General features: G+C 66.4%; 12 protein-coding genes and 1 pseudogene. 4 read left to right on the forward strand and 9 right to left on the reverse strand.

Annotation, left to right across the window (positions count from 1 at the left end; all coding sequences use genetic code 11):
- Window positions 1–221 precede the first annotated feature (221 nt).
- The 3 genes from aepX to F6X39_RS31390 are packed head-to-tail and all read left to right on the forward strand — an operon-like array spanning window position 222 to window position 4,203.
- Window positions 222–1,952 carry a phosphoenolpyruvate mutase gene (gene aepX, locus F6X39_RS31380; RefSeq protein ID WP_187619463.1) on the forward strand — a complete coding sequence of 577 codons (1,731 nt, stop codon included), beginning with the start codon at window positions 222–224 and terminating at the stop codon, window positions 1,950–1,952.
- Window positions 1,949–3,112 (forward strand): phosphonopyruvate decarboxylase, encoded by a 1,164-nt coding sequence (gene aepY / locus F6X39_RS31385; RefSeq protein WP_187619464.1) that lies wholly within the window; start codon window positions 1,949–1,951, stop codon window positions 3,110–3,112. Before aepX ends, aepY begins: the two co-directional genes overlap by 4 nt.
- A gap of 23 nt (window positions 3,113–3,135) precedes the next feature.
- Entirely contained in the window at window positions 3,136–4,203 is a 1,068-nt protein-coding gene (locus F6X39_RS31390; protein WP_187619465.1) for a 2-aminoethylphosphonate aminotransferase, read from the forward strand.
- 45 nt (window positions 4,204–4,248) lie between these two features.
- Here F6X39_RS31390 and F6X39_RS31395 read toward each other — a convergent pair whose 3' ends face one another.
- From F6X39_RS31395 to F6X39_RS37130, 9 genes and pseudogenes are all read right to left on the reverse strand, one after another.
- Window positions 4,249–4,389, reverse strand: a complete 141-nt coding sequence (locus tag F6X39_RS31395) for a hypothetical protein (protein ID WP_167335679.1) — start codon at window positions 4,387–4,389, stop codon at window positions 4,249–4,251.
- Between the two features lie 141 nt (window positions 4,390–4,530).
- Window positions 4,531–5,238, reverse strand: coding sequence for a PIG-L deacetylase family protein (locus tag F6X39_RS31400; protein WP_187619466.1), 708 nt, complete (start codon window positions 5,236–5,238; stop codon window positions 4,531–4,533).
- 289 nt (window positions 5,239–5,527) lie between these two features.
- Complete coding sequence (locus F6X39_RS31405; RefSeq protein ID WP_187619467.1) at window positions 5,528–6,253, reverse strand: alpha/beta fold hydrolase; 726 nt, start codon at window positions 6,251–6,253, stop codon at window positions 5,528–5,530.
- A 143-nt stretch (window positions 6,254–6,396) separates the two neighbouring features.
- A complete protein-coding gene (locus F6X39_RS31410) occupies window positions 6,397–7,320 on the reverse strand; it encodes a LysR family transcriptional regulator (protein ID WP_187619468.1) in 924 nt (307 codons plus the stop codon).
- Window positions 7,321–7,409: 89 nt separating this feature from the next.
- A complete protein-coding gene (locus F6X39_RS31415; RefSeq protein WP_187619469.1) occupies window positions 7,410–7,997 on the reverse strand; it encodes an NTP transferase domain-containing protein in 588 nt (195 codons plus the stop codon).
- A 131-nt stretch (window positions 7,998–8,128) separates the two neighbouring features.
- Entirely contained in the window at window positions 8,129–10,342 is a 2,214-nt protein-coding gene (locus F6X39_RS31420; RefSeq protein ID WP_187619470.1) for a xanthine dehydrogenase family protein molybdopterin-binding subunit, read from the reverse strand.
- A complete protein-coding gene (locus tag F6X39_RS31425) occupies window positions 10,339–11,340 on the reverse strand; it encodes an FAD binding domain-containing protein (protein ID WP_187619471.1) in 1,002 nt (333 codons plus the stop codon). Before F6X39_RS31425 ends, F6X39_RS31420 begins: the two co-directional genes overlap by 4 nt.
- A gap of 11 nt (window positions 11,341–11,351) precedes the next feature.
- Window positions 11,352–12,077 (reverse strand): (2Fe-2S)-binding protein, encoded by a 726-nt coding sequence (locus F6X39_RS31430; RefSeq protein WP_262414881.1) that lies wholly within the window; start codon window positions 12,075–12,077, stop codon window positions 11,352–11,354.
- A gap of 268 nt (window positions 12,078–12,345) precedes the next feature.
- Window positions 12,346–12,429: pseudogene (locus tag F6X39_RS37130) on the reverse strand (formate hydrogenlyase); the annotation flags it as partial.
- Between the two features lie 202 nt (window positions 12,430–12,631).
- On the opposite strand from F6X39_RS37130, the gene xth reads away from it, so the two are divergent.
- Window positions 12,632–13,441, forward strand: coding sequence for an exodeoxyribonuclease III (gene xth / locus F6X39_RS31435; protein ID WP_187619472.1), 810 nt, complete (start codon window positions 12,632–12,634; stop codon window positions 13,439–13,441).
- The last annotated feature ends 269 nt before the right edge of the window (window positions 13,442–13,710 follow it).

Here is a 13,710-nt window from a genome sequence, read left to right on the forward strand (position 1 = left end):
GCTCGCACCAACCTCCCACAAAATGCCAATCAAATCCAAAAAATCCCGTTAAATGGTCACGCATGCAAAAAACAACACATTTTTCCACTTAAGCGCAACCACGAAAGACCGCTGAGACCTTCAAAGACTCGTCATAAAAAATTCCGCTATAGTCGCCCTTTTCCGATTGCCAGCCAGGCATCGAAGAACGCCAATAAGCCCGCCACCAGGAGTCCCGAAGAATGAATGCACGCGATCCCGCTTTCGTTTCCCAGTCCCGCAGCGCGCGCCTGCGCCAGATGCTCGTCAGCAGCGAACTCGAATTCATGATGGAGGCGCATAACGGCCTGTCCGCGCGCATCGTTCGCGAAGCTGGGTTCAAGGCGATCTGGGGCTCGGGCCTCGCGATCTCCGCGCAGTTCGGCGTGCGCGACAACAACGAGGCGAGCTGGACGCAGGTGGTCGATACGCTCGAATTCATGGCCGACGCGAGCGATCTGCCAATCCTGCTCGACGGCGACACCGGCTACGGCAACTTCAACAACGTGCGCCGCCTCGTGCGCAAGCTCGAACAGCGCGGCATCTCCGGCGTGTGCATCGAGGACAAGCAGTTTCCGAAGACCAACAGCTTCATCAACGGCGAGGCGCAGCCGCTTGCCGATATCGACGAATTCTGCGGCAAGATCAAGGCGGGCAAGGACTCGCAGAACGACGAGCATTTCTCGATCGTCGCGCGCGTCGAGGCGCTGATCGCGGGCTGGGGCATGGACGAAGCGCTGCGCCGCGCGCAAGCGTACGCCCAAGCTGGTGCCGATGCGATCCTGATTCACAGCAAGCTGTCGCGCCCCGACGAGATTCTCGAATTCGCGCGCGAATGGGCCGGGCGCGCGCCGCTCGTGATCGTGCCGACCAAGTACTACAGCACGCCGACCGAGGTGTTCCGCGAAGCGGGCATCAGCACCGTGATCTGGGCGAACCATCTGATCCGCGCGGCGACCTCGGCGATGCAGGCCGTCGCGAAGGAAATCCATTCGAGCCAGACGCTCGTCAACGTCGAGGACAGCATCGCGGCCGTCAACGAAATCTTCCGTTTGCAGAACGCCGACGAATATTCGGAAGCCGAAGACCGCTATCTGTCGAGCGGCCGCGCGGCCGGCTCGGCCGTCGTGCTCGCCGCGAGCCGCGGCAAAGGCCTTGAAGCGGTGACCGGGGACCGTCCGAAGGTGATGCTGCCGATCGCCGGCAAACCGCTGCTGCGCTGGCTCGTCGACGCGTTCAAGAAGCAGGGCGTCAACGACATCACCGTGGTCGGCGGCTATCGCGCCGACGCGATCGATACCGCGGGCATCCGCCTCGTGGTCAACGAGCAGCACGCGCAGACCGGCGAGCTTGCCTCGCTCGCGTGCGCACTCGACCACCTGACCGGCGACACGGTCATTTCGTACGGCGACCTGCTGTTTCGCAGCTACATCCTGCGCGATCTGGTGGAAAGCGAGGCCGCGTTCAGCGTAGTCGTCGATTCGTCGCAGACCGATGCGGAGAACGCGAGCGTGCGCGATTTCGCGTGGTGCTCGGCCGCCGACGACCGCGGTCTGTTCGGCAACAAGATCGTGCTGCGGCATGTCGCGAGCGGGCGGGAGCAGTCGTCGGCGGCGGGCGTCGCCCCAGTGCCGCATGGCCGCTGGGTGGGTCTGCTGAACGTGCGCGGCGCGGGTCGCGAGCGCCTGCGGGCGGTCATGCGCGAGTTGCGCACGCGCGACGATTTCGCGTCGCTCGACATGCCCGCGCTGCTGAACGCGTTGATCGAAGCGGGCGAGTCGATCGAGGTGCAATACGTGCACGGGCACTGGCGCGGCGTCAACGATCTCGACGATTTCCGCCGCGCGGGCGACTTCGCGCACGCGCAGGCGCCGTTCGCGACGGCCGTCGGCGGCGGGGCGACGACGAACGATGCACACGGAGGCGCGCAATGATCGAAGCAGCACAGTTCGTCGAGGCGGCGCGCGAGCGCGGTTTCGACTGGTACGCGGGCGTGCCGTGCTCGTATCTGACGCCGTTCATCAACTACGTGCTGCAGGACGAATCGCTGCACTACGTGTCGGCGGCCAACGAGGGCGACGCGGTCGCGCTGATCGCCGGCGTTACGCTCGGCGCGAAAAACGGCCGGCGCGGCATCACGATGATGCAGAACTCCGGGCTCGGCAACGCGGTCAGCCCGCTGACGTCGCTGACGTGGACCTTCCGCCTGCCGCAACTGCTGATCGTCACGTGGCGCGGCCAGCCCGGCGTCGCCGACGAGCCGCAGCACGCGCTGATGGGCCCGATCACGCCGGCGATGCTCGACACGATGGAAATTCCGTGGGAGACGTTCCCGACCGAGGCCGACGCGATCGGTCCGGCGCTCGATCGCGCGATCGCGCACATGGACGCAACCGGCCGTCCGTACGCGCTCGTGATGCAGAAGGGCAGCGTTGCGCCGTATGAACTGAGGGACGGCGGCGCGCCCAGGCGGCGCACGCCGGTCGAGCCTCGCGCGCGGTTTCGCGACAGCGCCGCGAACGAACTCGCGACGCGCCACGACGCGCTGCAAAAGGTGATCGCGCATACGCCGCTCGACTCCACGGTGGTGCTCGCGTCGACCGGTTTTTGCGGCCGCGAACTCTATGCGATCGACGATCGCGCGAACCAGCTATACATGGTCGGCTCGATGGGCTGCGTGACGCCGCTCGCGCTCGGCCTCGCGCTCGCGCGCCCCGATCTGCGCGTGGTCGCGCTCGACGGCGACGGCGCCGCACTGATGCGCATGGGCGTGTTCGCGACGCTCGGCGCGTACGGCCCGTCGAACCTCACGCACGTGCTGCTCGATAACGGCGCGCACGACTCGACCGGCGGCCAGGCGACGGTATCGTCGCAGGTGTCGTTCGCGGGCGTGGCGGCCGCGTGCGGTTACGCGTCGGCGCTCGAGAGCGACGATCCCGCGATCATCGACGAACTGTTCGCGGCGCCGCCGCTCGACGGGCCGTGCTTCGCGCGCCTGACGATCCGCCGCGGCACGCCCGACGGCCTGCCGCGCCCGACCATTACGCCGCCCGATGTGAAGACGCGCCTGATGCGCCACATCGGCGCGATCTGAACCCAACGCCAACAGGAGCGCCCATGCTGCTGCTCAACCCCGGCCCGGTGACGCTCACCGAACGTGTCCGCAACAGCCTGTTGCAGACGGATCTGTGCCATCGCGAGAGCGAGTTTTTCGATCTCCAGGAAGAGGCGCGCACGCGTCTCGTCGACGTGTACGGGCTCGACCCAAACGAATGGCAGGCAGTACTGATGACCGGCTCCGGCACGGCCGCGGTCGAAAGCATGACGGCCGCGCTGGTGCCGCACAACGGCAAACTGCTGGTCGTCGAAAACGGTGTGTACGGCGAGCGTATCGCGCAGATCGCCGCGCAATACGGCATCGCGCACGAAGCGCTGAAGCACGACTGGATGGACGCGCCCGATCTGGCGAAGATCGCCGAACGGCTCGACGCCGACAAGTCGTTCACGCACGTCGCGGTGATTCATCATGAAACGACCACCGGCCGTCTGAACGACATCGCGGCGCTCGGCGCCGTGTGTCGCGAGCGCGGCCTGCGTCTGCTGGTGGACGGTGTCAGCAGCTTCGGCGCCGAAACGATTGATTTCGCGGACGCGAGCCTCGACGCGCTCGCGGCGACCGCCAACAAGTGCCTGCATGGCGTGCCGGGCGCGTCGTTCGTGCTGGTGCGGCGCGCGGCGCTCGCACGCGCGGCGAGCCGCACGTACTACCTCGATCTCGCGCGGCTCGCGCGTTTGCAGGATCAGCGCAACACGCCGTTTACGCCGTCGGTGCACGCGTATTACGCGCTGGTCGAGGCGCTGCGTGAGCTGGCCGACGAAGGCGGCTGGCGCGCGCGTCACGCGCGCTATGCGGCGCTTGCCGAGCAGGTGCGCGCTGGGCTGGCGGCGCGCGGCATCGACAGTGTGTTGCCGGCCGGGCAGTCGTCGGTGGTGTTGCGCGCGTACCGCTTGCCCAACGGTATCGCGTATCCGCAACTGCACGACGCGCTGAAGGCGCGCGGCTTCGTGATCTATGCGGGCCAGGGCGGGCTGTCGGCCGAGCTGTTCCGCATCTCGACGATGGGCAACATTCACGCGGCCGATATCGACCGCCTGCTGCAGGGCTTCAGCGACTTGATGCGCTGACGCTGCGCCGAGCGGCGCGCCGCGACCGCGCCGCTCACGGCTCCCTTACACTGGATCCTTGTCCGGCGGCCCGTCAGGCCGCTGCGGCTCCTCGACATGATGCCCCGGCGACGGCGGCACGAGCGGGTCGGCTTCCGGGTCGCGGTTCGGATCGGCGTTCGGGTCGGGAATCGGGCTGGTGTGCATGTCGTAGCTCATTGCGTCACCCTTGCGGTTGAAATGCGCGGGTCCGGCCGAAGCGGCTTGATACCGCCGATGTGTGCCGCCGCGTCGGCTATCTGTCTTCAAGCGTAGGCGCTCGCCGCGCTTCCTGCTCGCTCCTTTTTGCTATTTCTTCGCGCGTTTGCGGCCGGCGCTGAGCTGCCAGTAGCGCTCGATCGCGAACACGTCGTCGTAGTTGCCGGCGCCGAACGCCCGCAACTGGCTCGCGTACGCGTTGACCGCTTCGCGTTTCAGATGCGCGCGGCGCTGCACGTCGATCGTGTGGCCCGCGCTCGGCGTTGCCGGCGTCGCGACGATGCCGCGCTGCGCGAGATCGGCGAGCCGCGCCTGCACCGCGCCCGGCGTGAGCCGGTGAATCGCTTCCTCGTAACCGAACCAGTCCAGATGCGTGAGCCGCGGCAGGATCTCGCAGCACGCTTCGAATACCCGCGCGTGATCGTCGTGATGCAGGCCAAGCGGCATCAGCAGCGTGTTCACGGTCGTGCGGTAAATCGTTTCCTCCAGCGCCGCGGCCATCTGGCTGATCGACGGCGAGTCGGCGTACTGGCTGTCGCGAAACGGCATGCGCAGCGGGATCGCGTCGAGCACTTCGAGCGCGCGGTTGTCTTCGATCGTGCGTTCGCGGACCGCTTCATGGGCGTTCGCGAAGCCCGCTTTTAAGTCCCACTCCGTGTGCATGTCGTGTTCGGGCGGCGCGGCGAACACGGTGCAGACAGCGGCGTCAGGATGGGCGGCGAGCAAGGCGCCGCAACTGAAGACGGCGTCGTCGAAATGGGGCGAGACGATGAAAAGGCGTGGAGTGGTTTCGCTCATGGGCTTGCGTGTGGGGATTCGAGGCGGCACGGATGAGGCATCGAGGCTGCCGGTCGTCAAGGCGCCGCGTGCGCAAAAAACGTGACGTCACCTCAGCTTAGGCGCAATTGGCGCGGCTTGCGCGCGAAACTTGCGGGGCGCAAAGCGCGTGCCTGAAAGACCGCGGATCGAACTTTCGATCCGTCCATCCAGTGATGGTCGTGGCTTTCCGGCTAGTCGCGCGCCGCCGTCAAGGGCCCTTGAAGCGCACGTTTTTTGTGTACTTCGCGAATTCTCCGAACACGAGTCCTTATAGCGACGCTCGCTCCAGAAACTTTCTGATCTCGAGAGAGTAGGCGCCCGGGTGCGAAAACCTGAACATGTGACCGGTGCGCGGCATGACGACTTCCTGCGAACCCTTGATGCCGTTCAGCAGGACCCCCGCGGCTTCTTTGCCGATCAGCTTGTCTTCCTCGGGAGTCAGGATCAGCGTGGGGACGTCGATCCTCTTGAGCAAGGCCGTATAGTCCGTCTTCCCGATCGAGCGGATGCGATTGACGTAGGCCTTATGCGACGTCTCCCTGATGAAGAAGTCGCGGCTCTTTCTGGTTGACCAGGGTATCTCTCCCTCCGCGTCAAACGACGAAGCCAACTGCGCTGCGTGGAATGAAAGAGTTAGCTGTCGATAAAAGGGCCCGGGGAAGAACGGTGCAAGCGCCGCCAGCGTCTTGAGCAAGGGCGAAGCGATCGGGCTCCTGGCAAAACCACCAGAGAGCACGAGGCCTTTCAGGCCCTTCGGCTGCCGCGTCGCAACCGCGATCGAGGAGACCGCGCCATACGAATCGCCAACCAACACATAGCTCTCGAGGTCCTTCACCTGGTCAGCGATGAAGTCAGCCAACGTTTCCAGCTCGCACACGTCGTCCGGCAAACGAAGTGTACGCATCGGGCGACCCTGCAAGCAGGTCAACTGGTTGAGCTGCCACGGCGCTCCTGCGAAGCAAGGGATCATGACCAGGGTGGGGTCTGTTCTCATGGGGTACTCCGAGCGGTTGAATAATCGACAACCGAACTCTATGTGGCCCGAGGTATTCGATCCAATGGCATTTACACAGCATGTCGATGCACGAGATTCATGGCCCCCTTGTCGCTGCAACCGCGGCAAGCCCCTGCCGATGTTCAGTGGGCGATCATCATGTTGGTAATCCACTGAACGGCGGGTTCGTTGGCGCGCCCTCGGGCTCGAATCACAAGCACCTCCCAGCTCGGTAACGCCAGGGGGAGCTCGAAAAGGCTCAGTTGCGCGGGATCCTGCATCCGGAGTGCGACCCGCTCGGCGATAACCGCAATCGATTGCGAAGCGCCAACCATGAAAGGAGCAGCCAGAAAGCTGGGGCAGGTCGCGCTCACCTTGCGGGTACGACCGACGGCCTCCAGCGCATCGTCGACAGCGCCTCGCGTATCGCCGCGCGGCGAGACCAGAATGTGCGGCAGCCGAGCGAAGTCATCCAGTTCCATGTGCAGCTTCTTGCCTCGCTTGACCAGAGCCGGGTGCCCCTTGCGCGCAATGCCGACGAAACGCTCCTTGTGGACAAGCTGGCAATCGAAACGCTGCGGGATCTGGGCAAAGGAGCCGGACCCTAGCACGATGTCGAGATCGCCGGCGTCCAACATGCGCAGCGCGGATTCGCTATCGGCCGGCCTGAGCCTCAGCACGACACCCGGCGCAGCGGCCTGGACCCCGGCCAGAACGGGGGCGATGACGGTCAATATGGCGTGATCAGTGGCTGCCACTGAGAGCATCGCTTGCACGCGAGCTGGATCGAACGGGCCACGTGGACTGGCGACGAGCCTGACCGACTCGAGCACCGCCGCCACTCGCGGCATTAATTCGATGGCCAGCGGCGTCGGCTCGATCCCGCGGGGGTGACGAATGAACAGCTGATCAGCAAAGGCAGTACGCAGCCTCGATAAGGCGTGGCTGGTGGCGGACTGGGACAAATGCAGTCGTTCGGCGGCGCGGCCGACGTGCCTTTCGGTCCAAAGTGCCTCAAGTACAACCAGCAGGTTGAGATCGAAACGCGTCAAATCTAGGGGCTTCATGCCGTATCAGTGTTCCTTTCCTTGTCCGGCAAGATTCTCGATGTCGACCGGCTGCGGGCAGCCAGTCTCGGCGAGGCTGATGTTGGCGGCTAGAGCGTGCGCAAATCGTCCGGCGTGTCCACGTCGCGCAGAATGCCGGGATCGTCGACGTCGATGCGCGTCAGCGCGTGTGACCTGAGCAGTGCTTTCGCGCCGGTGTCGCCGTCCAGCGCGAGTAGCGCGTCGCGATGCTCGCTGCCGAAGCCGACCGGATGGCCGCGCTGGCCGTCATAGAACGGCGCGACGAGCGGCGCGCCGTTGTCGAGCGCGCGGGCTACCGCTTCGATCGTCGGAACCGCAATGCGCGGCATATCGGCGAGCGCGACGATCCAGCCCTCGGCGTCGTCGCTCGCTTCGATACCGGCGGCGAGGCTCGCGCCCATGCCGCGCTCGGCGCTCGCCGCAAACACGACATCACAGCCGGCATCGTTCAGCGCGCGGGCGAGCGCGTCGGAGCCCGGCCGCACGACAGCGAGCACCCGCGTCACGACCCGCAGCAGCCGATGCGCGGCTTCATGCGCAACCGGCGTGCCGTCGGGCATACGTGCGAGCAGTTTGTTGTGCAGCCCGTGCGGATCGAAGCGCGAGCCGAGACCGGCGGCGAGCAACACACCAGTGGCGAGCGAGGCGTAGGCCATCGGCGGATACCGGTAGACAGGAATGCCCCCGATTGTGCGATGCAACGGGGCGCGAAGCAAGCGACAAGGCACGCCCGATGCAAGCCGCCCGCCGCTTTCGCTTTCACTCCAATTCCGGCACTGCCGCCGGTTCAGGTCCGCACCACCTTGTCCAGCGTGATCGGCAGATCGCGCACCCGCACGCCGGTCGCGTTGTACACCGCGTTCGCGATCGCGGCCACCACGGCCGTGATGCCGATCTCGCCGATACCGCGCACGCCGAGCGAGTTGATATGAGGATCGGGCCGGTCGATGAAGGTGATGTCGAGCGTGCCGATATCGGCATTCACCGGCACGTGATACTCGGCGAGGTTCGCGTTCGTGAAGCGTCCGAAGCGCGCATCGAGCGTGCTTTCCTCCTGCAGCGCCGCGCCGATGCCCCATACGATGCCGCCCATCATCTGGCTGCGCGCGGTCTTCTGGTTCAGCACGCGGCCCACGTCGTACACCGCGACCACGCGCGGCACGCGGATCGTGCCGAGCTCGGCGTCGACGTGGACCTCGACGAACACCGCGCCGAACGAGTGGAACGAGTACTTCTGCTTCTCGTCGCCGGGCTTCACGGTCGCGCTCGCCTCGATCGGCTTGCCGCCCGCGCGCGCGATGATCGCCGCGGCCGGATCGCGCTTGCCCGGTTGCGAGCGGCTCACGACCCAGCCGCTTGCGACGGTGACGTCATCGAGCGGCAGGCCGTGCACGGGCGACGCCGCATCGGCAAGCGCCAGCGCGATCAGCTGGCTGCGCGCCTGGCTCGCCGCGTCGCGCACCGCGGGCGACACGCTGGCCGCCGACTGCGAGCCGCCCGAGACCGGCGCGCGCGGCAGCGACGAATCGCCGAGCGCGAAGTGGATCTGCTCGGGTGTGAAGCCGAGCGCATCGGCGGCGACCTGGGTCATCACCGTGTAGGTGCCGGTGCCGATGTCCTGCGTGCCCGATGCGACCACCGCGGTGCCGTCCGGCAGAATCCGCGCAAGCGCCGACGCCTCGCTGCGGTTGGCCGGATAGGTTGCGGTCGCCATGCCCATGCCGATCAGCGTGTTGCCGTCGCGTCTCGAACGTGGCGCGTGCGGGCGGCGCGACCAGCCGAACTTCTCGGCGCCGATCTGATAGCACTCGCGCAGCGACTTGCCCGACCACGGCTTGTGCTCCTGCGGATCGCTGTCCGCGTAGTTCTTCAGACGCAGCGCGAGCGGGTCCATCTTCAGCGCGACGGCGAGTTCGTCCATCGCCGATTCGAGCGCGAACGAGCCGGTGGTTTCTCCGGGTGCGCGCATGAAGGTCGGCGTGCCGACATTGAGTTGCACGAGCCGGTGCGTCGTTATCTGGTTGGGCACCGCGTACAGCATGCGCGTGACCATGCAGCAGGTCTCGGTCCAGTCTTCGATCATCGACGTGTTCGAGATGCTGTCGTGACGCATCGCGCTCAGCGTGCCGTCATGCCGCGCGGCGATCACGAAGTGCTGCTCGGTGCGCGGCCGCGCGCCGACCGGGCCGAACATCTGCGGGCGTTCGAGCGCGAGCCGCACGGGCCGCCCGGTTTGCCGCGCGGCCATCGCGCACAGCGACACGTGCGACCACGACGAGCCCTTGCAGCCGAAGCCGCCGCCGATCAGCGGCGAGATCACGCGCACGTCGGACACAGGGATGGCGAACGTCTTCGCGAGCACCTGCGCGGCGCCGCTCACGCCCTGCGTCGAGTCGTAGACCGTCAACTGCGGGCCGTCCCATTGCGCCATCGTCGCGTGGGGCTCCATCGGGTTGTGGTGCTCGATCGGCGTCGTATAGGTCGCTTCGATATGCACGTCGCCGCTTTGCATGCCGTCCTCGAAGCTGCCGCGCTGCGTGTCGGTCTGGCGGCCCTGCGGCTTGTCCGGCGCATGCGCGTGCGCCTTCGCCTGCTCGAAGTCGAGCGCCGCGGCGCCCGGCTGATAGGCGATGCGCAACTGGCGAGCGGCATCGGCCGCATGTTCGAGCGTATCGGCGACGACCACCGCGACCGGCTCGTTGCTGTAGTGCACTTCGTTATCCTGCAGAAGCGACAGATGCCGGCCGGCCGGCGGCGCGAGCGCGGGCCGGCCGCCATTCGGCAGGCGCGGCGCGTTCTGGTAGGTCATCACGAGCAGCACGCCGGGCACGGCCTCGGCGCGGCTCGCATCGATCGACGCGATCGTGCCGGCCGCGATCGTGCTCGTCACGAGCACCGCATGCGCGAGGCGCGCCCCAGGGAATTCGGCTGCATAACGCGCGTCGCCGGTCACCTTCAGCAGTCCGTCGACGCGATCAAGCGGTTGTCCGATCAGATTCATGCGACACCTCCCGCGTTGCCGGCTGCCTGATTGACCGCACGCACGATCGCGCGCTGCGCGAGCTGCACCTTGAACGCGTTGTCGTGGCGCGGCTGCGCGCCGCTCAACGCGGCCGCGGCGGCGTTCTTCAGCGTGGCCTGGCTGAGCGGCTGGCCGCTCAGCATCTGCTCGGCCACGTTCGCGCGCCATGGTTTGTGCGCGACGCCGCCGAGCGCGATGCGCGCGCTCTGAACACGCTCGCCGTCCATCTGCAACGCGGCCGCGACCGATACGAGCGCGAACGCGTAGCTGGCGCGGTCACGCACCTTCAGATAGTGCGAATGCGCGCTGAACAGCGGCGGCGGCAGATCGACCGCGGTGATCAGCTCACCGGGCTGCAAGGTGGTATCGACATCGGGCCGGTCGCCCGGCAGCCGATGGAAATCGGCGAACGCGATCGTGCGCTCGCCGCTGGGGCCGCTCACGCGCACCAGCGCATCGAGCGCGGCCAGCGCGACGCTCATATCCGACGGGTTGACCGCAATGCATTGCGGGCTCGCGCCGAGGATCGCATGCGCGCGGTTATGGCCGTCGAGCGCCGCGCAGCCGCTGCCGGGCAGGCGCTTGTTGCACTGCGTGAACGCGGTGTCGTAGAAGTAGCCGCAGCGGGTGCGTTGCAGCAGATTGCCGCCGACCGTCGCCATGTTGCGCAACTGCGCCGACGCGCCCGCGAGCAGCGCTTGCGACAGCAGCGGGTACTGCTCGCGCACCAGCGCGTGATTGGCCGCGTCGCTGTTGCGCACCAGCGCGCCGATGCGGATGCCGCCGCCGGGCAGCGTCGTCACCGAGTCGAGGCCGCCGATGTGCGTGATATCGATCAGCCGCACCGGCCGCGCGACGCCGCCCTTCATCAGATCGAGCAGATTCGTGCCGCCGCCGATGAATACCGCGCCCGGCTGTTGCGCGGCGCGCACCGCGCTGGCGATGTCGCCGGCGCGTTCGTAGGAGATCGCATCCATGTCGGTCTCCGTCAGGCGTTGTCGTGCGCGGCGCGGACCGCGGCGACGATGTTCACGTACGCCCCGCAGCGGCAGATGTTGCCGCTCATGCGTTCGCGGATTTCGTCGTCGGTGAGCGCGGCGGGACGCGCGCGCACGTCGGCGGTCACGGTGCTCGCCGTGCCGTTGCGGAATTCGCTGAGCAGGGCGGTCGCCGAGCACAACTGCCCGGGCGTACAGTAGCCGCACTGGAACGCATCGTGTTCGATGAACGCGGCCTGCACCGGACTCAACGCGCCGTTGCTCGCGAGTCCTTCGACGGTCGTGATGTTCTCGCCTGCGTGCATGACCGCGAGCGTCAGACACGAGTTGATGCGGCGGCCGTCGACGAGCACCGTGCAGGCGCCGCATTGACCGCGGTCGCAGCCTTTCTTCGTGCCCATCAGACCCGCGTATTCGCGCAACGCGTCGAGCAGCGTCACGCGCGGTTCGAGCTGCAGCGTGTACGCGCGGCCGTTGACGGTCAACGTGATGGGGCGCGGCGGCACCACGGGGTTGCCTGGCGGCGCGGGTGAGGCGGGCGCCGACGCTTGCGTTTGCGCGCGCAGATGCGGCGCCGCACCGATCGTCGCGGCGGCCGCCGCCGATTGCAGGAAGCGACGTCGTGACGGTTGGGAAGGCGTGGTGGTGGTGGGCTCGGCGGTGGACTCTGATGCGGGGGCGTCCCCGCAATGCTGACATTCTGTAGGCGTGGTCATGACGACTGTTGACTCCACTGAAAGGTCAATGCAGGCTGACGACGCGTCGATGTCCAACGCATCGCGTTGAAACAAAACTATTGCGCAGCAATTTGAATGCCGTTGCAGCTAACACGGTATTAAAAACTCGCTGCAAGCGCAAAGCCGATCTGCGCAATAAAGGCAGGCCAATATGCGCAATGACCGCGATGGAGCCCGGCTGGAGCCGCGCAAACACGGGCAAAAGTTGCACGTTGCAACGGGGAAAATGCGAAATCGACCTCCGGGCTCAACGCGCCCGGCAGGCTGCGAGGATGCCTCGCAGCAAATCGATCGGCGGCGGACATCCGGGAATCGTCAGACTTACGGGTAGCTTCACCGCAGATGTCGACAGGTTTGAACTGGATGGAAAATGTCCGCTTTGCGGGTGATAAATTTGGAACGGGCCAACCGGGCCAAAATGGAGTCGGTGCTATGAGCAAAACCGATCGGGGACAACACCCTGATGGCCGCGCGCGTTCGCGGGCGACCGGGTATCGCGACGTCGCGGAGCAATAGGCGAGGGAGGGATGATCATGGCGAAGCTGCGCATTGCGACGTTCAACATCAACGGTATCCGCTCGCGGCAGGCGGCGCTATTGCAATGGCTCGAGCGCGAGGCGCCGGACGTCGTGTGCCTGCAGGAACTGAAGGCGGTGGATAGCGCATTTCCAGTCGACGCATTGCGCGACGCCGGTTATGGCGCCGTGTGGCAAGGCCAGAGCGCATGGAACGGTGTGGCGATTCTGGCCAAAGGCGACGCACCGCTCGAACGTCGGCGCGGTCTGCCCGGTTTCGAAGACGACACGCATAGCCGTTACATCGAGGCCGCGGTCGGCGGCGTGCTGATCGTGTGTTTGTACCTGCCGAACGGCAATCCGCAGCCCGGCCCCAAGTTCGACTACAAGCTCGCGTGGTTCGATCATCTGATCGCGCATGCGGCGCAGCTCTACCAGAGCGGCCACCCGGTCGTAATCGCTGGGGACTTCAACGTCGTGCCGACCGACGAAGACATCTACAACCCGCGCTCGTGGCTAAAGGACGCGCTGCTGCAGCCGGAGAGCCGCGAGCGTTATCGCAGGCTGCTCGCGCAAGGCTGGACCGATGCGCTGCGCACGCATTTCGGCGACGAACGCGTGTACACGTTCTGGGATTATTTCCGCCGTCATTGGGATACGAATTCGGGGCTGCGCATCGATCATCTGCTGCTGAGCGCCGACCTCGCGCCGCGCCTGCGCGATGCGGGCGTCGACCGTTGGGTGCGCGGCGAACCGCATGCCAGCGACCACGCGCCGACGTGGATCGACCTGGAAATGGGCGCCGGCCGCAAGAAGAAGAGCGGCTAGGGTCTGTTTACATATGGAACGCACGTGCGTTGCCGCGAGAAGGGCCGCTCGCTGCGTCATGCTCCTTGCGAATACGTCGAGTATTCGCGGCGTCGCAATCCTTGCGAGCGGCCCTTCTCGCGGCAACCCCAGTTCTGAATTCCATTCCAGGGGAATGCCCGCTATCGGCCGCATGGCGGCGTCGTGCGTCGCTCACGTGGCGCGGCCACGCAGCGCTCCTTACTCCTTGCCCTGCGCCCCGAAGGAAGTCCCCTTGGGGGACGGCCGAT

The organism is Paraburkholderia sp. UCT2, from assembly GCF_014397665.1.
Lineage (GTDB): Bacteria > Pseudomonadota > Gammaproteobacteria > Burkholderiales > Burkholderiaceae > Paraburkholderia > Paraburkholderia tuberum.